Consider the following 19,746-nt stretch of genomic DNA (forward strand, 5'->3'; position numbering starts at 1 on the left):
CCATTGAATCATCATTCCCCATTCCTGCCAAAATCGTAAATCGACATTCAACAATTATAAATCTGCTGTCAAACTGATCAGATATATTCTTGTTATTCTGCCAGCTTGGCTGATTTAGGTTTATGGCAAAATTGTTGCGATTAACACAAAAAATTCAGCTTAAAATTATGTTCAATAAGAAGAAAAATAACGATACAGAAGAAAATATAATCAACACTGAAAATTCAGCAGAAAATACTGAGGCTCAAAACCTAGAAAATCCTGAAGCTCCTGAAACTGTAGAACAAGCAGAAGAGCAAACTGCTGAAGAAAAGTTACAAGCTGAAGTTCAACAACTTAACGATAAATATTTACGCTTGTATGCCGAATTTGACAATTACAAACGCCGTACTCAAAAAGAACGCGTAGAGTTGTTACAAACTGCTGGTAAGGATGTTATTGTTTCTTTATTACCTGTGTTAGATGATTTCGATAGAGCTTTGAAAGCGATGGATACAGCTGCAGATGTTGCCCCTGTTAAAGAAGGTATTCTGTTGGTGAGTACAAAATTAAAAAATACATTGGCTCAAAAAGGTCTTAAGGATGTAGAAAGCATCAATAAGGATTTTGATACTGATTTTCACGAAGCAATAACCAACATTCCTGCACCAAACGATGCATTAAAAGGAAAAGTGATAGACGAAGTTGAAAAAGGCTACACATTAAATGATAATGTAATCCGCTTTGCTAAAGTTGTAGTGGGCGCTTAACTAATTTTGAATGTGAAAATATGATTGATTGAATGATTAGTACATTCTCTAATTCAATCCTTCAAAATTCAAACATTAAAATAATTAGTAAATAAAAAAATACCAGAATGATGAAAACGAAAATTCAATAAATCATTCAAAATTCAATCATTCTATACATAGAGATGAGTAAAAGAGACTATTATGATGTATTAGGCGTAACCAAAAGCGCCCCGGCAGATGAGATTAAAAAAGCTTATCGTAAAATGGCCATTAAATATCACCCCGATAAAAATCCAGGTGATAAGGCTGCAGAAGATATGTTTAAAGAAGCTGCCGAAGCTTACGAAGTGCTAAGTAACCCAGAGAAAAAACAACGTTACGATCAGTTTGGTCATGCTGGTGTTGGTAGCAGTGCATCTGGAGGTTATGGCGGTGGAAATATGAACATGGATGATATCTTCAGCAACTTTGGAGATATTTTTGGTGGCCATAATCCATTCGAAAGCTTTTTCGGCGGCGGTGGTGGCGGAGGTCAGCAACGTGGTGGCCGTCGTGTTGCTAAAGGCTCTAATCTTCGTATAAAGGTTAAATTAACCTTAGAAGAAATTGCTCACGGTGCCGAAAAGAAAATAAAAGTAAATAAACTAATTGCATGCAAAACTTGCGATGGAACAGGTGCAAAAGATAAATCATCAGTAAGTACTTGTGGTACCTGTGGTGGCAGCGGCCAAGTTCGTAGGGTTACAAATACAATTTTGGGGCAAATGCAAACTGCATCTACCTGTCCTACTTGTAATGGTAGCGGGCAACAAATTACAGCAAAATGTAATGTTTGTCATGGTGATGGCGTTGTTCGTGGCGAAGAAACCATAACTATAAACATTCCGGCAGGCGTTAGTGAAGGCATGCAATTAAGCATGAGTGGTAAAGGAAATGCAGCCCCCAATGGTGGCGTTCCGGGAGATTTAATTATTTTAATTGAAGAAACCGCCCACGAAACTTTAAAACGCGAAGGAAATAATATTGTTTACGATTTACACTTAAGCTTTGCAGATGCTGCTTTAGGTATAAGTATTGAAGTACCGACTATTGATGGTAAGGCAAAAATCAAAATAGACCCAGGAACACAAAGTGGAAAATTATTGCGCTTAAAAGGCAAAGGTTTACCAGAAGTTAATTCTTACCAAAGAGGTGATGAAATTATTCACATTAACGTTTGGACACCAAAAGCTTTAAGCAGCGAAGAACGTAGTATTTTAGAGAAACTTCGGGATTCTGCCAATTTCAAACCACAACCTGGTAAAAATGAAAAAAGCTTTTTCGATAGGATGAAAGAGTATTTCGAGTAAAAAAATCTATATAATAAAAAAAACCGATGCCAAAACATCGGTTTTTTTTGTTGTTTTTTTTATTGTAGGGTCAAAATAATTGTCTTTAAAATCAATTCAAATTGCCCGAACCATTCTTATGCCTTAATGTTCTAAAATAGATTAATGACTTTAAGCTAAATTCACATTTCCAAATCCATTGTTGATGCCTTAATGGTCTAAAAGAGATTAGTGCATCAGAGCAATTCAAATTTCCAAATCCGTTGTTGATGCCTTAGTCGTCTGAAAGAAAATAAACTATTATCAATTTATTAAACTATCCTGTAAATAAAAACCCAATAAATAAAATTTATAAATTTATCACTGTAACCTTTACTCCTTTTTAACGACTAATAACAAACAAAATTAACTATGCTAAGCGTAAAAAATATTGTTAAGCAATATGCAAACCATCGTGCGCTCGATGATGTAAGTTTAGAAGTAGAACGCGGTAAAATTTTCGGACTTTTGGGTCCAAACGGCGCAGGAAAAACATCTTTAATTAGGATTATAACTCAAATCACAGCTCCCGATAGTGGTGAGGTTATCTTTAACGGACAAAAATTAAATTCTAATCACATTAATCAAATTGGTTATTTGCCAGAAGAACGCGGTTTGTATAAAAAAATGGAAATCGGTGAGCAAATTCTCTATCTATCTAAACTTAAAGGCTTAAGTACCGCCGAAGCAACAGCCAGAATAAAATTTTGGTTCGAGAAATTTGATATGGGCGGCTGGTGGAATAAAAAAGTTGAAGATTTGAGTAAAGGCATGCAGCAAAAAGTTCAATTTGTTGCAACAATTTTGCACAACCCCGAATTGATAATACTCGATGAACCTTTTTCTGGTTTCGACCCAGTTAACGCAGATTTAATAAAGAATGAAATACTCGAATTAAATGCAAAAGGGACAACTTTTATATTCTCTACTCATAGAATGGAAAGTGTAGAAGAACTTTGTGATAACATTGCCTTAATCGATAAATCGAAGAAAATTTTAGATGGTGCGGTTGATGATATCAAAGCAAGCTACAGAAACAACACCTACCAAATTGAATATATTGGAGAAGCAGATTTTGCTAGCAACGATTTGTTTGATATTATCGAACGCAGTGATATAAAAGATGGAACATGCATCAAATTTAAGCTCAATGGCGATACTTCCGTTAATCACGTTTTAGCGTTTTTGCTTCCTCAAGTTCGAATAAATCATTTAAAAGAAGTGATACCAAGTATGAATGATATTTTTATTGAACGTGTTAAAAGGTAAGCCATGAATAAAATTTTACTAATTATAAAAAGAGAATATTTATCAAGGGTTAAGAAAAAATCGTTTATTATCATGACTTTTTTGACACCTCTGATTATAGCGGGCTTTTATGGGTTAATTATTTATTTTTCAATAAAAGGGATTAACGATAAAACAGATACCGTTGCAGTTGTTAACCAAAATAAAACATTAACAGAAAAATTAACTTCTAATAAAAACGTAACGTTCGAATATGTAAATCAATCGTTTGAAAGCCTCAAAAAAAACCTGAGTAAAAGCAAATACGATTACGTTTTATTACTTCCTGATTTTGATGTAGACACACCAAACGGAATTCAACTAATTGGTACAAAGCAAGCAGGTTTATCCTTAGATGGCAAAATTTCAGATTCTATTGAAGATTTAATTAGAGATTACAAGTTAAAAAAATCAGGAATTTCACAAGCCGATTTAGATAATCTGAAAAGCAAAGTTACCATCGACACAAAAAAAATTGCTGATACGGGACAAGAAGAAAATAGCAGTGCAGGTGCAAGTACCATAATTGCATTTGTTGCTGGTGTAATGATGTTTATGTTTATCATGCTGTATGGTGTACAAGTTATGCGTGGCGTTATTGAAGAAAAAACCAGCAGAATCATTGAAATTATGATTTCTTCGGTAAAACCATTTCAATTAATGATGGGTAAGATTATCGGTATCGCTATGGTTGGTTTAACGCAATTTTTACTTTGGATTGTACTTACATTTTCTATATCTGCATTAGCTGTTGGTGTTTTTATAAGTAAAGATGATGCTAAAAAAATTGTTGCTTCAAGTTCAAAAGTTTCTACAGGTAATCTGGCTGCCCAGCAAATACAAGCAGCTGCAATGAATGATGGACCGTTGGGTAACGTTAAAAAAAGCATAGAAAACCTCGATTTTGGTAAAATTATTACTGTTTTCATATTCTACTTTTTAGGAGGCTATTTATTTTATAGTGCACTTTACGCTTCAATTGGCTCAGCCGTTGATAGTGAAACCGAAACACAACAATTTATGATGCCCGTAATGATGCCGCTCCTTTTAGGGTATGCTCTATCCTTAAGTGTTGTTACCAACGATCCTTATGGAAGCGTGGCCTTTTGGCTTTCAATGATACCGTTCACCTCTCCTATTGCAATGGTAGTACGTTTGCCTTATGGTGTTCCAGGTTGGGAATTAGCCCTATCTATGTGTATTTTGGTAGTTGGTTTTATAGGTACTGTTTGGTTTGCCGCCAGAATTTACAGGGTTGGTATTTTGATGTATGGCAAAAAAGCCAGCTTTAAAGAAATGATAAAATGGTTTTGGTATAAAAGCTAAATAAACTATAGTTGGATTTTTAGCATCTTTACTAAGTTTTATCCAATCCTTTATATCATCATAAATCTATTTGTAACTTAGTATAACAATCTCATCCCTCTAAAATTGAAAAAGGTTTTAATCATAGGTGCAACTTCGGGTATGGGTAGGTCGCTTACAATTCAAATGTCGGCCATGGGCTATATGGTTGGTATAACTGGCAAAAGGCAAGTTCTGCTGAATGAGATTGAGGGTTTAAATCCTCCGAAAATTTTTGGTTCTTGTTTCGATGTTAATGATGAATTCGAATTATTAGAAAATTTAAACGAACTAATTGATAGGATTGGTGGATTTGACATATTAATCTACAGCGCAGGATACGGAGAAATAAACGAGAATCTTGATAATTTAATAGAGCAGGATACGATAAGAACAAATGTACGCTCTTTTACAAATGTAATAACCTTTGCTTTTGATTATTTTAAGCAGCAAGGCTTCGGACAAATTGCTGCAATTACCTCTGTTGCTGGTTTACGAGGCAATGATAAAGCCCCGGCATATAGTGCTTCAAAAGCTTTTCAAATCAACTATCTAGAAGGCTTAGCTATGAAAGCTAGGAAGCTAAAAATAAATATTAATATATTAGATATCAGGCCAGGCTATGTAGATACAGCTATGGCAAAAGGCGATAACCTATTTTGGGTAACCACAGTTAAAAAAGCTGCCAAGCAAATTATTCATGGCTTAGAACACAAGCATGAAGTAATATATGTGAGTAAAAGATGGCGGCTTTTTGCCTGGATTTTTAAAATTATACCTCGATATTTGTGTGAAAAACTATAAATATGCGCTTTGCTGTTATCGACTTAGGAACAAACACCTTCCACCTGCTTATTGCAGAATCAACACCTAAAAATTTAAAAGTTTTATTTAAAACCAATGTGCCTGTTAAACTGGGCGAGGGTAAAATAAATGATAATCAGATTATTCCTAAAGCATTTGAAAGGGGAATAAACACTTTAAAAAACTTTTCCAAAATAATATCTAAATACGAGGTTGATACGATTAGAGCAACTGCCACATCTGCTGTTAGAAGTGCCGAAAACGGAAAAGAGTTTGTTTTGGCAGCACAAAATGAGGCTAATATTTCTATTGAGATTATTTCTGGGGATGAAGAAGCTTCCTTAATTTATGAAGGCGTAAAACTTAGTGGTGCAATTAAAGACTGTTCTTTAATTATGGATATTGGCGGTGGAAGTGTAGAATTTATACTTTGTGATAGCGAAAAATTAATATGGAAGAAAAGTTACAACATTGGTGCAGCTCGATTAATGCAGCAATATTTTAAGTCAGACCCAATAAGCAATGAAGAAAAAAATTTAATACTTGCTAAGGTTCAAAATGAGCTTTTAGATTTGTTCGAGGTTTGCGAAAAATACCAACCAAACGTACTTATTGGTTCAGCAGGTGCATTTGAAACGTTTGCCGAATTGATAATAAAAAAACACAACTATCTGGTTAATATCAGCGAAGCTAAAACTTATAATTTCAACTTTGATGAATATATCGAAATTACCTTGAAACTAATAAATTCTACTCATACAGAAAGAGCTGCTATGCCCGGATTGATTCCTTTACGAGTTGACATGTGTGTTATTGCTGCCCTTCTAGCGAATTATACTATGGGAAGATTGAAAATAAATCAATTAATCCTATCTACTTATGATTTAAAAATGGGTGTACTAGCTAGCTTGTTGTAGCAACAATCAAGATTTCTTTGGCACATACATTATTTTTCCCAAAATCATTGATTCCATTTTTGCAGGATAATAATTTTGTTGTTTTGATGTATTAAAGTTTAAATGAAGTTCAGTGACAAAATCTGATTCCTTAATTACTACTAAATTTAATTTGCGATTGAAATTATCATCTAGTTTAAACTCATAGCGTCCACTTTTATCGGTTATTGCGGTATATTCGGTGTTCTTAATCTGCAGTTTTAATCCTGCAGCAGGCTTCTTATCACTTAAAAAAATATATCCATAAAAAACACGATTTAGTACTGGTTTCTCATCATCTAAATTGGATTTTACTTCAGATAGTGAAATTTCATTTTGATACTTTTGAGGTACTGCAGCGTTAACATCTTGCATAAAAACACTTGTTCCAATTGCAAGTACAACTAAATATTTCATCCAATTTCTATTTGCAGGAGCAGCCAGCAAATAATAATTTAATTGATTAAGTTGATTTTGAGATAATCTTCCACAAATTTCGGTTTGTGAATTGGCTAAGGTGCTTATAATTTGAGCATTGCTATAATTTGAAAAATCTATAACACATTTATTGCAAGAAACACAAAATTTATCTTTCTCATAATTTTCCATCTCATCCCAGTTTTGTAAACATGGTTCCTGGATTGTCACTTCAAATTGCTTAGTCTTCATAATTATATTTTAAACCATGATGCCGCAATTAGGAAAATTCCACAAAGTGATGAAGATTATATAAATTTTTGTAATTCTTTATAAAGCTTTTCTGTAGGCAAACCCATTACATTGGTGTAAGATCCATTAATTTTTTCGACTACAACATTGCCCCACCAATCTTGTACGCCATAACTTCCAGCTTTGTCATACGGCTTAAAATTATCTATGTAGAAATCAATTTCTTCGCTATTTACAACCCTGCAAATTACTTCGGTAACATCATAAAAAGAATAAAATTTGTTTCCTTTTACAAGGGTAACACCCGTATAAACCTCATGTATTGAGCCAGATAACTTACTTAACATTTGTTGCGCATGTAATTTATCAGTTGGTTTACCTAAAATTTCTCCATCTACGGCTACTATTGTATCGGCTGTTATAACAATTTCATTTTCAGCCTTAAATGCCATAGCCTTTTTTTCTGAAATGTAAATCGAAATTTCTGCCGGATTTAATCCTTCAGGATAACTTTCATCTACATCTTTCAGTTCTACCTTAAAGTTCAAGCCCATCAGTTTTAGAAGTTCTTGCCTGCGTGGAGATTTAGAAGCTAGTATAATTGGTGTGTTAAGAAGCATGGTTAAAAATTTATGCTAAAATAACAAAAGCGACATGAAGCCGCTTTTGTTATTAAAAAAAATTTGTTAAATTAATTATTGACCGCCGCCATTCATACGGGCTTCCATCGCTTTTTTTCGTTCTTCTAACATTGTTTTAAATGCTGGTTTTTGCTCTTCAGTTAAAACAGCTTCGATTTTAGTGTTGGTTTCAGCATTCATTTTAGTCATTTTTTCTCTCATGCCAGACATGTCACCTCCAGCTGCTTCTCTTGCCTTGGTCATTTCTGCATTCTGAGCAGTATAAATAGCCATCACTTTTGTTTTTTGATCTTCGGTAAGCTTTAATTTTTCTACCAGTTGGTCAGTACTTCTTTTTGCTCTTTCTTCTGGTGTACCGCCCATACGACCGCCACCTTGCTGTGCACTTGCGTAAGTTATTACAGAGAATAACAACGCACAAATCATCATTAATTTTTTCATGTTTTTGTTTTGTTTTAGATAAATAGACGTTTGCCTATTTATCTGGTTTTTAGGATGAATTTTTTGAACTATTTGAATCCATAAACAGCATATAGTTTAATTACAAAATGTAACTTAACTGTTGCAGATAAGTTTTATTAAATCGTATTTCATGAAAACATTATGATTTATTTGCCTGATTCGGCAGCAATTGGGTTTTCATCAAACCACTTACCTTGTACTTTCATTACCTTTTCGATAATATCGCGGGCAGCGGCTTTACCACCATCAAAAGGTGATATAAATTCCGAAATGTCTTTTATCTCTTCTACAGCATCAGCAGGGCAAGTCGGTAACCCAACTAGTTTCATAACTTTTAAATCAGGAATATCATCTCCCATGTATAAAACATCTGATGCCTTAATTTTATTATCTGCAATATATCGATTGAATATTTCTACTTTATCTCCGGCAGCCAAAAAAACATCTTTAATGCCTAGATTATGAAAACGTTTGGCCATTGCAATACCATCGCCTCCCGAAATTATACAAACATGGTATCCACGCTTAACAGCCAATTGCAATGCATAACCATCTTTAATATTAAATATACGTAACGATTGACCATTATCCATTACCTGAACCGAACCGTCTGTTAAAACGCCATCAACATCGAAAATAAAAGTTGTAATGTTTTTTAGCTTCTGGAGAAACATGTGCGTTATAAGATTTTAGTTATAGAATACGCGTTATCTGTTATAATCTAAAAATTGAAGGTTATGAAATTTATTATTCAAATTGAATCAAAACATAACATAGATATGTCCTCTACTCAGTAAATCTATAACAACAAATCCTAGCCTAAATCTTGGCCTCAACCTTAGTCTCAGCCTCAACCTCAACCTTAATCCTGATTATCTCTCCACTCGTAGCACCAAGCCGTTTGAATTTGCTCTAAATGCCCTTCGCTACTTTCTTCGCGGGTACCTTTAAAGTTTGGCAATTCTAAAACCCATTCTAATAAATCTGTAAAGCGGATTCTGTATATTTTAGTTTCACCAAATTCATCACCAAATTTTTCATATAAAGACATAGCAATATCTTCGTAATCATTCCAGTAAATAGGTAAATCAAATTTATCGTTATTCATGTTTGTAATGTTGTTGATTTGTTAAAAGTAGAAATTTAAAAAGGTATTGTGACTTCAGAATAAATATTTCTGACCTGATTAATGCCCCATAAAATCAGACTGATCAGGAATGGTAACTTCAATATCGCCATCAATAACCACGCACTGGCAACCTAAACGCGAAGTAATTCTTGGTCGCACAGCTCTATCTATAAAATCTTCTTCCTTATCCGAAATTTCTTCAAGATTATCCATGCCTTTAGTTACGTAAACATGGCAAGTGCTACAACCGCAAACACCACCGCAATTGTGTTGCAGGTCAATTCCATTATCCAGACAAACATCCAAAACAGATTCTCCCGCAGCAATAGGTAATTCTATTGATTGGTGATCTGCTTCTTCAAAATTTATTTTAAGTTTAAAAATGCTCATAATTATTATGCAAAAGTAATAAGCAAACCGACAATTATACTATTTGTGAGATAATTTAATGCTATTGCTTAAGGTTGTATAAATTTCCTGCAATTCAGGCAGGTCTGCCAGCATATTTAAATGCCTATTTATCGTTGTATCATCATTCCTTACCGCCGGTCCGGTTTGTACATTTTCTGGCGAATAATTTAAAATCTTATCCGCTGTTTCGGTTATTAATGGCTTGATAATATCAAAATCTAAGTTATTGTTAACTAAAATTTGTTTAGACATATAATACATGTGATTGGTAAAATTGCATGCAAAAACAGCAGCTAAATGCAATACCCTTCTTTTCTGGCTATCAATTAAATAAACTTTAGGACTTAGCTTTTGAGCAATGTTTTTTAATATATCTAACTGCTTTTCATCTGTAGCTTCTAAACAAATGGGAATATTACCAAAATCAAGAGCTTTACTTTTAGAGAAGGTTTGCAATGGATAAAAAACCCCAGCATTTTTCAACTCTGATGATAGAATTTTAATATCTGTGCTACCAGATGTATGAACTACCAAACCTTCAATTCCACGTAATTCTGAAGCAATACTGTTAATGGCATCGTCTTTAACAGATATAATATATAAATCTGCTAGTCGATTAATCTTCGAGATATTGTTAATGGCTTCAGCTTGGATTTTTTTTGCTAAAGCTTCTGCATGATTTAAGTTTAGACTAAAAACCTGTACAATTTCTTCGCCAGCGGCGTTTAACGCTAAGGCAAGATGTGTAGCAACATTTCCAGAACCTAATACAACAATCCTCATCAGATTTAAGCAGTTTTAGCTTCTTTCCGTCGTCTAAAAATCGATAACAAGAAACCTATAACCATTATAATTGTACCAGCCCAATATAAGTTGATGTAAGGAAATTCAATCGCTTTAAACACTATCCAATCTTTCGCTTGTTGTGGTTTTTCAAAAATTTGTAACTCTACTTTTTTTTCATCAGGTAAAACTCTTGAAAAGCGGAATTTTAAATCCAGCTCATCAACTTTACGTGCAAAATCGAATGTGTTGTTTCCTTTAATTAGAAAAATAGGTTCGGTGTTATAAATTTTACCGCTAGCATTAATTTCTAATGGTAAACCAACGGCGAAATCGCCTTTTCCTAATGCTAAATCTTTAGCAGTTGGCTTATTATTTAATGCTTTTACGGTTACAATGCCGCTAGAAGTATGAATGGTATCTCCTGTAGAAACATTAACAATTCGTGGCGCTTTGTAATTTTCATCATCAGAATGACCTTCGTGATCATCGTGAGCGGTTTGTTTAATTGCAGCACTTGTTATATGTGTATACACATCGTAAGTTAAATAGTGCTTGGTATCTGGAGAAGCAATTAATCCCATTTTTTCATTATCCTGAACGTGTGGATGCAGGTTGAAATCTTCTTTCAGCTTTCCTTCTTTATCATAAACTTTAAAATTTAACGCATAAATCGTATTTGGTGCTTCTACCGTATCGCTAACATAAGTTACGGTGTACTTGCCCATTTTTTTAGGCTCGTTTTTATACAGCATAATATTTTCTCCCGGCTTTTCGGTTTTCTCGAAATCTTTAACCGGAATAAAATTATTTGCGTTGATGGATAAAGGCTTATTTGTTGCTGCAGATATTAAAGCACCTAAAATTAAAAAGGCAAAACCAATATGTGCAATTGCAGAACCCGCCAACTTTACTTTTCCACCGAATGCCTGATACAAAATATTTGCATTTGATATGATTGCAAAAATACAACTGAAAGTCATTAAAATATACATGGTATTGGTGTATATATCAGCAACATACACTAAACCAGCAGTTAATACAATGGCAAATAAAATTGCTGAAACCAAACTACTGTAAAACTTGCGTGGGTCGGTTCGTTTGTATTTTAAATACTGAGAAAAGCCTGAGATTAAAGTAATTAAGACAGCAAAAGGTGCTTGCCATTGGTTATAATACCTTACAGCATCAATTGGTGGAGAAAATTTTGTACCGAAAGCTTTATTAAATACCGGAACAGAAGTAGAAAATATCACCTGAATACATGCAACGGTTACCACTAATGCACCAATAAACATCCAAAATTCACGAGAGTAAGTCTCTTCATCTTTGGTTGTAATAGGCAATTCCTTCCATCTTTTTACAATTAGGTAAATTGCTAAAACTGCGAATACAACGTTGTAAAGGATAAGGTGACCAAACATTCCCATGTCGGTAAAGGAGTGTACTGATGTATCGCCTAAAATTCCACTTCGGGTTAAAAACGATGCATAAAGCACAAGTAAGAAACTTAAAAAAACCAGTGCAATTGCCGTAAAATATGCATGACCTGTGTTTTTATATGCTATCATTACGTGTACAGCACCAATTAAGGTTAACCATGGAATTAACGAAGCATTTTCTACCGGATCCCATGCCCAAAAGCCACCGAAGTTAAGTGCTTCATAAGCCCAAAACGAACCCATAATAATTCCTGTACCTAAAACCATTACCGCAAAAAGCGTCCACGGCATAGCAGGTTTAATCCATTCTTTATAACGTTTTTGCCATAGGCCAGCAATACCGTAAGCAAATGGAACCACCATACTTGCAAAGCCTAAGAATAATGTAGGCGGATGAATTACCATCCAGTAGTTTTGTAATAATGGATTCAATCCTCTACCATCAGTAATAAATTTAAGGTAGTTTTTAAAGTTTTCAGGATTTGCGAAAACCACAGGAGCCATTGATTTTAAATCAAGTGATTCTCTTAATAATATGAAAGGAGAACTTCCGATACGCTCACCGAATATCTCAACACCTAAAATCATTGAAGTTAAAAACACTTGCGAGAAAGCTACAACTGTCATTACAGGGCGTTCCCATGTTTTAGCCTTCCATATAAGTAAAGTACCTAAAAACGATTGCCAAAAAGCCCAAAGCCAAAAACTGCCTTCCTGACCTTCCCAAAAAGCAGAAATAATATAATAAATTGGCAATTCTTTTGAAGAGTGCCAATAAACGTAGCTGTACTCATTATAATGACCTAATACCAGGTAAAATAACGTTACACCAATACCAATTATGCTGAATAAATTTACTAAGAATCCAATTCTACCAAGGTTTCTCCAAGATTTATCTTCTAAATTTTCATTGCGACTAGCATAAAAATATGCAATTGTTGACAGCAACGATGCACAAAACGCCAACACAATAAAAAACTGCCCAATTTTACCCGGTAACAGGTTTTCCCCTACAAATTGAATATCCATTAAAATTAATTATATTTTTTCTCGCCGTTTACACCAACTTCATCAACCTTGCCATCTTTATTAATTTCAACTAAATTATCGTTGTATTTAGATGGGCATTTCATTAAAATTTTCGACGCATAGAATTTATCGTTATTCATTTTACCGATAAGAACCAACTTTTCAGATTTTTCAAAATCCTGAGGTTTGGTGCCGCTGTAAATTACTTCACGGATTTCGCCTTTTTCATCCTTCATGAAGAAAGAAAAGTGATTGGCATCTTTAAGAGCATCGTAATAAGTACCTTTTGATTTATCCCAATAACCCATTACATGCTCTTCCTTTTCAGAAGCTGTAGCCTCTTTAAAATTTGAGTACGTATCGGTATTAGCATTTAGGCTGAATAAAATTCCAATTGAAATTGCAATTGTGATTAGTCCGATTATTGCACTTTTTTTCATATCCTGTGTTGTTGTAAAAGCTGGCAACAAAGATAGAAAAATAGGCTTAGCGAACGTTGGTTTACATTTTTCTTGTCTTTATATTGACAATTAGCTGATAGTTTTATTGAGATAGTTTTTATTTACAACGCTATTAATATTAGTTCTGAACATTTTCGGCAATAAATTCCACAACTTGTAAAAATCGGAGTTTAATTATTAAGTTTGAGGCATCAAACTATCCATCCTTTTTGCATTACATCTCCAAGTAAAAAATTAAATCGGATTAATATGAACCTTAAGCAGTTCTACAAGCTTTTATTATTTGCATTCTTAGTGCCCGTTTTAAGTTCGTGTTTCGAAGTTGTAGAAGAAATTTCTATGCGCAATAACGGAACGGGCGATGTTGTACTCACTATAAATTTAAGCCAGAGCAAAACAAAGGTTGCATCGGTAATGCTTTTAGATAGTGTACAAGGTTATAAAGTACCGAGCAAACAAAAAATACAACAAGAATTGGCTGAAGCTGTTGCCTATCTTAAAAAATCAGAAGGAATAACAAATGTTAAAAGCAGTACTGATTTTAACAATTATATCGCAACCATAAGTTTTATTTTTAAAGATGTTTCGAATATCAATAACATTACTAAAAACATTTTAAGCCAGCAAAAAATTAAAGCTACCAATACATCATCTTACAGTTTTAATAAAACAACCAAAACGTTTAGCAGGAAATATCAGGCTGTTGGTACTGCTAAAACAGAGTTTAATAAACTAAAAAGTAAAGATAAGGCAGTTTTTAATGGCGCAACTTACACCAGTATTTATCGTTTCGAATCGCCTGTGTTAAGCACAAGCAACCCATCTTCAAAGCTTTCAAAATCAAGCAAAGCGGTGATGTTAAAATGTAATATAACAGATTTAATCAACGGAAAAATTAATGTTTCCAATAAAATACAACTATCAAAATAAAATGAAAAACGTCTTAATTGCAATCTCTCTCCTATTTCTTACCACATTAACTTACGCACAAGATTTAGTTAAAAAAATTCCGTCGAACGCGTTTACTGTAGCCACTATAAAAGGCGATAACGTTTTTAAATTAATGTTTGTAAAAGATTTTAACGAATCGTTTGTTGGCAAAAAGTTACTAACCGAAACATCTAAATCACTTGATAAAGAATTTACCAGCATAGAAGATTTCGGGATTAACTTGGAAAGAAATATGTATTATTTTAACCAGTTAAGCGACAGTATAACTTACAACTGCTTCCTGATTCCTTTAAAGGATGCAGCAAAATTCGAAAGCCTGATTAACGATAAAGACAAGAAGTTTAAAACTGATGGTGAAATTAGAACCATGGTTTTGCCAGATAGTACAAGCATCATCAAATGGAATAATGACATGATGTATTTTGTAACTGGTAGCATAAGAAGCTCGTTTTTTGCCGATTCAACTAATTCTGCAAGATACGGGATTAAAGAAATTAGATATCAAAACAACTACGATGAACCTATGGCTGATAGCGTAATGGTTGCAGTAGATTCTACTATGGTTACCACTGCCGAACCTGTTATGGAAGAGGTGATTGCTCCACCAGTAGTAAAAACTAAAACATATAAAAAAGCAACGGCTAAAAAAGCTTCAACAAAGAACAGGAGCAAAAAGCAACCGGCAAAGAAAAAGGCTGCTGTAAAACCAAAAAAAAATAAAGTAGTAGAAGAAATTGAAATTGGAGATTTGCCTATAACCGGAGAAGGGAATGACGTGGATAGTGCTGTTGCAGCTATTCAAAACGCGAATGGTGATGAAATGTACGATGATTATCAAAAAGAAAGAGCCGAACAAGATGCTAAAAAGAAACAGCTAGCCTTTGTATGGATGACTGCACAAGCGGATAAAATCTTTAACACTAGTTACGAATCGATAGAAAATAACAAATCATACTCAGCAAGCTTAGATGATAAGGCCATTGCAGAAATTTGGGTTTCGAGTTTACAAGAGGTTTATAATTCTATCGCACCAGAATTTGGCACCTATGGCAAAACTGGTTTAATGCAAGGTTATGGAAGCTTAAATGCCAAACTTTTTATGGATAAAACAAGTTTCCGCATTTCTACGGGATTGGAGTTGGCAAAAGACCAAGCAGATGCGTACAAAAAAATCATGAACAGAAAGTTGAATAAAAACTTTTTGAAATACATTGATAGCGAAAAAGCAATTGGTTTTATGGGCTATTCTATCGATACCAAAGCTTATTTGGAAGAATTTCCTAAATTGATGAAACAAACTTATGGTGCTTTTCTTGGCGCTAGAATGGACGAAGAAATTGAATTAGGAACTGATTTATTTTCACTTTTATTAGATGAAGAGGCTTTAAGCAAGGTAATTAAGGGCGATGCCTTATTCGTTATAAATGGTTTGAATACAAAAGAAGTTACTTACACAAGCTATGAATATGATGATGATTATAACCGAAAAGAGGTAACTAAAACGAAAAATGAAACATTACCCGATTTCTTATTTATGTTTTCTTCTGAAGATAATCGATTGATGAATAAATTGATTAAATACTGCATAAATAAAAATTATGTCACCATAAACGAAAACATTTATAAAATTGAAGAGAAGAAAAGTCCGATTGATATTTATTTTATGATAAAAGACGGCATTGTATTTTTCGGAAACTCATTAACCGAAATGCAAGGCATTAGCAATAATACTTATAAAGCATCTATAAGTAAAACGCATAAAAATTTACTGGGCAAAAATAATTTTAGCTTTTTGTTTAACGCTAAAAATTTAGTTGGTAAAGTACCTAATGAGGAAATTGGTGGCGAGGAAACTGCGAAAAAATTCAATGAAACCTTGGGTAAGATGGGCAACGTCTATATGAAATCTAATCCAATTAAAGGCAATCTCGTATCGGCAGATATTAGTGCAGAAATACCAAACGGCCATGAGAATGCATTGAAATATTTATTTTCGTTGATTGAAAATGCTTCTAAATAATTCAATAATTAACCACAGATAAAAAGGATAAACAAAGATTTTTAAGCAGGCAAAAATCTGTGCTCATCTGTGAAAATCTGTGGCAAAAAACGACGCATGAAGAGATTTTTAAAAATAATCGTTCTAATCATAATTCTGCTGCTGGTTTTCTTTATTGGGACATTTAAATACAGGCAATACAAAGCAAATCAAGTAGCTATTCCAAAAAATGCGACGGCATTAATAAAAATTAGTGTGGATGAAATTTATAAAAGCCTGGCAAAGAATATGATTTCTAACGCCGGTTATTATTTAAAAACTGACACCACATTAAAAAAAAATAAAGCAAATAAATTCGATTTTGGATTAAAAATACCTGCAAGCATTTATTTATACACTATAGAAAATCAACCACAAACAACTGTTTTTTCGCGATTTGAAATTGATGATTTTCAAGAATTTTCTAATTTCATTAAGCAAACTTTAAAACTTAACATCACTAAAACTTCTGACTATTATTTAGCCAAGAACAGCTTTGGTAAATTCAACATCCTTTTTAATAAGCAATTTGCAGCCATAGCATTATCTATGCAAACGGATAACCTTGAACCCATTTTGAAAGATATTTTAAACCAAAAGGATTTCATACAAATTGGAGGCAGCAGATTTAATATGCTAAAAAATGCTGCAAATCATATTGCTTACGCGGCAAAAGAACTAACGGGTTCAGTTGATTTTGAAGATGGCGCAATAAACTTTATACATGAGTTTTCATCGAAGGGAATTGTACCAACTGCTACACCAACGCATGTGTCATTTAATGAAACCAGTGCAATCAAATTTTATATAAACGCAGATTTTAAAGCGGATAATGATAAAACTTTAAAGCTCAAGAATTTCAATTTACAGCGAGATAGTTTATTGAAGTATTATAAAGGAAGTTTAGATTTGGAGTGGATAAACTCTACTCAACAAGCTGATTCGGTGATTACTTATGAATATAACGATGATTTTGAAAAGGTTGAAAAAGTAACCATGCAAAAACGAAATGTTCCGAATATTCTTTTAAATATTGATGCCGATGCAAACGGACTAAAAAAGTATTTAAGCCAGCAAAACATTATTAATTTAGATAGTGGATTAATGAATAAAGCAGTTTTTCCGCTCTTTAAAGTGTTTATTGGTGGCAATGATGAACAACTTGTTTTTGCAACAAAAAAACCTGAAAAAACCAACACCAAAAAAATTGCTACAGATAATTTCGTTTCATTAATGGTCGATTTTACTAAATTGAATAAGCAAATTAACATTCCGGCTTTTACAAACTACACTGAAAATTTAAAACAGTTAAGCGCCAACGGAAAATTTACAAATAACAATAAAATAATGGTTGATGGTAAACTTGAATTGATTAATAAGAATATCAATGCTCTTTATCAATTATTAAAAAATTTTTAAATCTCACCTGCAAGTTTCCTAAAAAAACAATCCATCTAATTTTTATAAATTTATAACTGTTCAAATAACACCATGAACCAAACTTATTGATTTAATGCTACACGATAACCTTATTTTAATCCTCATTTTACTACTTGGCGTAACGCTTTTGGTTATGGTTGGTCAGAAATTGAAGATTTCTTATCCTATATTTTTAGTAATTGCTGGTTTAATTATTGGTTTCATTCCAGGAATTCCACATATAAAAATTGACCCAGAAATTGTCTTTTTACTGTTTTTACCACCATTACTTTATGAATCGGCCTGGTTTACCTCATGGAAAAACTTTTGGGAATACAAAGGTGCAATCTTTTTAATGGCAGTCGGTTTAGTATTTATTACGTCTGTTGCGGTTGCCTACGCCTCTGTAGCTTTCATTCCTGGTTTTACCTTAGCATTAGGCTTTTTGTTGGGCGGAATTATTTCACCACCCGATGCTGTTGCAGCCGCAGCAGTACTTAAAGGTGTTAAAATACCTAAAATGGTGACCGCACTTTTAGAAGGTGAAAGTTTAGTTAACGATGCATCCAGTTTAATTGTATTTAAGTTTGCTTTGGCAACTGTTGTTACCGGAACCTTCGTAATGCATGTTGCTGTGGTAGACTTTTTAACGGTAGCAATAGGCGGTATTATAGTTGGTTTGGCCATCGGGGCGATATTTTATGTCATTCATCGCTGGTTGCCTACAACCGAAAATATTGATACCGTTTTGACGCTGCTTACCCCCTATTTTATGTATATCGTTGCCGAACATTTTAAAACATCGGGCGTTATGGCCGTAGTTTCTGGTGGATTATTGCTATCCAGTCAGTCACATATCATTTTAACTTCCAACTCCAGAATAAAAGCAGTTTCGGTTTGGTCGGCTATTACTTTTATGCTCAATGGCGTGGTATTTATTTTAATTGGCTTAGCTCTACCAGATATTGTAAATGGTTTGGGAGATGATTATCCAATTTCGAAAGCCATTGGTTACGGAATTGGAATAACTCTATTGGCACTGCTTGTGCGCTTTTTGTGGCTTTTTTCGACTGCAAGAATTACCATGTTGTTTAATAAAAAAACAAGGGTTCGTTACCAAGGTATGACGTGGCATTCTTCGATGGTGATAGTTTATGCTGGTATGCGGGGCGTGGTTTCTTTAGCGGCAGCCCTTTCCATTCCTGTCATGATTTCTGACCAGATTCCATTTCCATTAAGAAACCTTATTCTTTTCATCACTTTCGTTGTGATATTTATCACGCTTGTTCTTCAAGGATTAACCTTACCATTGGTTGTAAAATTATTGAAGATACCCGAAATGAAACATAAGCTTAGCGAACAGGAACAAACCAATCAAATCAAGCTAAAACTTATCGACCTTTCATTAGATAAATTAAAAGCCGACTATCAATATCAATGTACACACAATGAATTAATGGTTAATTTAAAAGCCGAACTTCAACATTCGCTTGCGGAGAAAAAGGACACACTACAAGCATTTAAAAAAGGTGATATTGATAAGCAGGATTTAAGAGCTTACCATGAAATTATGGTTGATTTAATTAAAGTTCAACGTGATGAATTACACCATTTAAAAAGTAATAAAGATTTTGATGATGACATTATTAGAAAAGAAGAATGGCGCCTCGATTTAGAGGAACTAAGCATTACATCTTCAGATTAACTTAGCTAAATAACTTTCACTCATTTACTTTGACTTAGGGAACCTGCTAAACAAACTCTTGTACCTAAACCCGATTGAAATGAAAAGCCCCAATATTTCATTGGGCTTGTAGTGAAAAGCGGGGCCAACCCACCCCTA

At 33.7% G+C, this 19,746-nt stretch carries 19 protein-coding genes; 10 read left to right on the top strand and 9 right to left on the bottom strand.

Going from position 1 to position 19,746, the window contains the following annotated elements; genetic code table 11:
• The first annotated feature begins 167 nt into the window (after positions 1 to 167).
• The 6 genes from ACFOWA_RS15055 (at position 168) to ACFOWA_RS15080 (ending at position 6,450) form a co-directional block, all read left to right on the top strand.
• On the top strand, positions 168 to 749 hold the full coding sequence (locus tag ACFOWA_RS15055; protein ID WP_378986549.1) for a nucleotide exchange factor GrpE: 582 nt from the start codon (positions 168 to 170) through the stop codon (positions 747 to 749).
• 164 nt (positions 750 to 913) lie between these two features.
• Positions 914 to 2,080, top strand: coding sequence for a molecular chaperone DnaJ (dnaJ, locus tag ACFOWA_RS15060; protein WP_378986551.1), 1,167 nt, complete (start codon positions 914 to 916; stop codon positions 2,078 to 2,080).
• A gap of 390 nt (positions 2,081 to 2,470) precedes the next feature.
• Positions 2,471 to 3,367, top strand: coding sequence for an ABC transporter ATP-binding protein (locus ACFOWA_RS15065; protein ID WP_378986553.1), 897 nt, complete (start codon positions 2,471 to 2,473; stop codon positions 3,365 to 3,367).
• A 3-nt stretch (positions 3,368 to 3,370) separates the two neighbouring features.
• Positions 3,371 to 4,711 (top strand): ABC transporter permease, encoded by a 1,341-nt coding sequence (locus tag ACFOWA_RS15070; RefSeq protein ID WP_378986555.1) that lies wholly within the window; start codon positions 3,371 to 3,373, stop codon positions 4,709 to 4,711.
• Positions 4,712 to 4,816: 105 nt separating this feature from the next.
• Positions 4,817 to 5,533 (top strand): SDR family NAD(P)-dependent oxidoreductase, encoded by a 717-nt coding sequence (locus ACFOWA_RS15075; protein ID WP_378986557.1) that lies wholly within the window; start codon positions 4,817 to 4,819, stop codon positions 5,531 to 5,533.
• A gap of 2 nt (positions 5,534 to 5,535) precedes the next feature.
• Positions 5,536 to 6,450: a Ppx/GppA phosphatase family protein gene (locus ACFOWA_RS15080; RefSeq protein ID WP_378986559.1), complete on the top strand. Its 915-nt coding sequence runs from the start codon at positions 5,536 to 5,538 to the stop codon at positions 6,448 to 6,450.
• A 6-nt stretch (positions 6,451 to 6,456) separates the two neighbouring features.
• Here ACFOWA_RS15080 and ACFOWA_RS15085 read toward each other — a convergent pair whose 3' ends face one another.
• The 9 genes from ACFOWA_RS15085 to ACFOWA_RS15125 form a co-directional block, all read right to left on the bottom strand.
• The gene (locus tag ACFOWA_RS15085; RefSeq protein ID WP_378986561.1) at positions 6,457 to 7,077 is read right to left on the bottom strand and encodes a hypothetical protein; all 621 of its coding nucleotides are present in this window, start codon (positions 7,075 to 7,077) and stop codon (positions 6,457 to 6,459) included.
• 116 nt (positions 7,078 to 7,193) lie between these two features.
• On the bottom strand, positions 7,194 to 7,757 hold the full coding sequence (locus tag ACFOWA_RS15090; RefSeq protein ID WP_378986563.1) for a Maf family protein: 564 nt from the start codon (positions 7,755 to 7,757) through the stop codon (positions 7,194 to 7,196).
• Positions 7,758 to 7,832: 75 nt separating this feature from the next.
• Positions 7,833 to 8,219, bottom strand: a complete 387-nt coding sequence (locus tag ACFOWA_RS15095) for a hypothetical protein (RefSeq protein ID WP_378986565.1) — start codon at positions 8,217 to 8,219, stop codon at positions 7,833 to 7,835.
• 167 nt (positions 8,220 to 8,386) lie between these two features.
• The gene (locus ACFOWA_RS15100; RefSeq protein WP_378986567.1) at positions 8,387 to 8,914 is read right to left on the bottom strand and encodes a KdsC family phosphatase; all 528 of its coding nucleotides are present in this window, start codon (positions 8,912 to 8,914) and stop codon (positions 8,387 to 8,389) included.
• 188 nt (positions 8,915 to 9,102) lie between these two features.
• Complete coding sequence (gene iscX / locus ACFOWA_RS15105) at positions 9,103 to 9,348, bottom strand: Fe-S cluster assembly protein IscX (RefSeq protein WP_378986569.1); 246 nt, start codon at positions 9,346 to 9,348, stop codon at positions 9,103 to 9,105.
• A 78-nt stretch (positions 9,349 to 9,426) separates the two neighbouring features.
• On the bottom strand, positions 9,427 to 9,759 hold the full coding sequence (locus tag ACFOWA_RS15110) for a 2Fe-2S iron-sulfur cluster-binding protein (RefSeq protein WP_378986571.1): 333 nt from the start codon (positions 9,757 to 9,759) through the stop codon (positions 9,427 to 9,429).
• Between the two features lie 39 nt (positions 9,760 to 9,798).
• Complete coding sequence (locus tag ACFOWA_RS15115; protein WP_378986573.1) at positions 9,799 to 10,563, bottom strand: Rossmann-like and DUF2520 domain-containing protein; 765 nt, start codon at positions 10,561 to 10,563, stop codon at positions 9,799 to 9,801.
• 5 nt (positions 10,564 to 10,568) lie between these two features.
• A complete protein-coding gene (locus tag ACFOWA_RS15120) occupies positions 10,569 to 13,034 on the bottom strand; it encodes a heme lyase CcmF/NrfE family subunit (protein ID WP_378986575.1) in 2,466 nt (821 codons plus the stop codon).
• Positions 13,035 to 13,039: 5 nt separating this feature from the next.
• Positions 13,040 to 13,474 (bottom strand): cytochrome c maturation protein CcmE domain-containing protein, encoded by a 435-nt coding sequence (locus ACFOWA_RS15125; protein ID WP_378986577.1) that lies wholly within the window; start codon positions 13,472 to 13,474, stop codon positions 13,040 to 13,042.
• Between the two features lie 270 nt (positions 13,475 to 13,744).
• On the opposite strand from ACFOWA_RS15125, the gene ACFOWA_RS15130 reads away from it, so the two are divergent.
• The 4 genes from ACFOWA_RS15130 to ACFOWA_RS15145 all read left to right on the top strand — a co-directional run bounded on the left by ACFOWA_RS15130 (position 13,745) and on the right by ACFOWA_RS15145 (position 19,608).
• On the top strand, positions 13,745 to 14,425 hold the full coding sequence (locus tag ACFOWA_RS15130; protein WP_378986579.1) for a hypothetical protein: 681 nt from the start codon (positions 13,745 to 13,747) through the stop codon (positions 14,423 to 14,425).
• Position 14,426: 1 nt separating this feature from the next.
• Positions 14,427 to 16,466, top strand: coding sequence for a hypothetical protein (locus ACFOWA_RS15135; protein ID WP_378986581.1), 2,040 nt, complete (start codon positions 14,427 to 14,429; stop codon positions 16,464 to 16,466).
• A gap of 96 nt (positions 16,467 to 16,562) precedes the next feature.
• The gene (locus tag ACFOWA_RS15140; RefSeq protein ID WP_378986583.1) at positions 16,563 to 17,903 is read left to right on the top strand and encodes a hypothetical protein; all 1,341 of its coding nucleotides are present in this window, start codon (positions 16,563 to 16,565) and stop codon (positions 17,901 to 17,903) included.
• A gap of 94 nt (positions 17,904 to 17,997) precedes the next feature.
• Positions 17,998 to 19,608 carry a Na+/H+ antiporter gene (locus ACFOWA_RS15145; RefSeq protein ID WP_378986585.1) on the top strand — a complete coding sequence of 537 codons (1,611 nt, stop codon included), beginning with the start codon at positions 17,998 to 18,000 and terminating at the stop codon, positions 19,606 to 19,608.
• Positions 19,609 to 19,746: the final 138 nt, after the last annotated feature.

This window comes from Pedobacter lithocola (assembly GCF_042650845.1).
GTDB lineage: Bacteria > Bacteroidota > Bacteroidia > Sphingobacteriales > Sphingobacteriaceae > Pedobacter > Pedobacter lithocola.